Raw genomic sequence first — 1,399 nt, forward strand, 5'->3', positions numbered from 1 at the left:
ATCTTCTAGTAATAATGCCCAGCATCATAGCCATTCAAACAGCATAAAGAAACAATCGTTTAACACTGAGTGATTCATGCATATTAATGAATGGATCAGCCGTTTTTTGTCTAAACTAGCCACGGCGACTTTCAGCCTGTAAGAGGTGTTTCATGGCTAAAAACAAGCTCATGCAAGTGATGAAAGTACGTGATGACAGCGCCCCTCCACAGACAATGTAACCATTGATAAAACCTGCTGGAACGGTGAGAAATTCAAAAATAAGTGAGGGAGAGGCTCAGAAAACAAGACTTCCTTCCGGAGTAAGCTATGAAAAAATCATTATTTATTATTGTATGCTGGTTTATTACCAGGCCTGTATTGGCATTAACAACTTTCCTCTGCATTGACTCCTCTGATTACATGCGCAACGGCGACTATAGTCCCAACCGTATCATGGCTGTCCAGGAAGCCTGCTCCCTCCTTTGCGAAGCCCTCATCCAACGCAACCCCGAAAACGTCATTGGTTTGCTCACCTTCGGCGGCAATGCCTGCTCCGTCCGTGAAACCCTCACTGAAGACATCGACCGCATCTCTGCTAGCCTCGCCTCGATTGCCGTCGGTGGCGAATCCCACTTTGCTAATGGTGTCCGAATCGCCATGCTCGCTCTCTCCCACGCCAAGAACAACCGCTCCCAAAAGCAAGTCGTCATCTTTGTAGGCTCCCCTGTCACCGACAGCCCTGACAAGCTTCGTCAACTCGCCACCGCCCTCCGCAAGCATAATGTCGGTGTTAGTATCATTAGTCTTGGATGCCCCTCTAACACATCAATCTTGAAGGAATTCACCGAACAAGTCCGAAAGAACGCCTACTTTTATGTCGTCCCTGAACACGGTAGCGTTATTGATTTATTGTTCTCTACTGCCTTGATGGGAGATGGACCTGGTTCTGGTAGCTTTGGTGTTCATACAGGCGTCAGTGCCACTGGTGGTGCCTTCAACTTCGGCACCGAAGCTGACGATCCTCAATTAGCTATGGCTATTCTTGCATCATTAGAAGAAGAACAAAGACGTCAAGCTGCTGCCGCTGCCAATAGTGACAATAACAATCAACAAACTACTACGACTACACAACAAGCTGATATTCCTATTACTAATAATCAAGATGCTGCTCCTGAAGATGATTTGGAACTTGCTCTTCTTTTGTCTATGGAAGAAGCTTTGAGAGCTGAACAACAAGCTGCTGAAGAATCGAATAAACCTACAAGCTCTGATGCTGCTCCTTAGCGGTTCTCACTGACAGCATTAACAGAAATTTTGGGGGCTTTGTTGGCCCTGCGGAGATTGGCCAGGAGTCGAATGAATGAATGAATGGATACATGCTCAAATCTTCTAGTAATAATGCCCAGCATCATAGCCA

General features: G+C 46.2%; 1 protein-coding gene. It reads left to right on the forward strand.

Features of this window, described 5'->3' with window-relative positions:
* Positions 1-309 precede the first annotated feature (309 nt).
* Positions 310-1,266, forward strand: coding sequence for a VWA domain-containing protein (locus KDK19_RS15980; RefSeq protein ID WP_257254790.1), 957 nt, complete (start codon positions 310-312; stop codon positions 1,264-1,266).
* The last annotated feature ends 133 nt before the right edge of the window (positions 1,267-1,399 follow it).

The sequence above is a fragment of the Endozoicomonas sp. ONNA1 genome, from assembly GCF_024606325.1.
Lineage (GTDB): Bacteria > Pseudomonadota > Gammaproteobacteria > Pseudomonadales > Endozoicomonadaceae > Endozoicomonas_A.

Coding starts and splice junctions, on each gene's coding strand:
- KDK19_RS15980 (WP_257254790.1), top strand. CDS start 310: ATGAAAAAATCATTATTTATTATTGTATGCTGGTTTATTACCAGGCCT.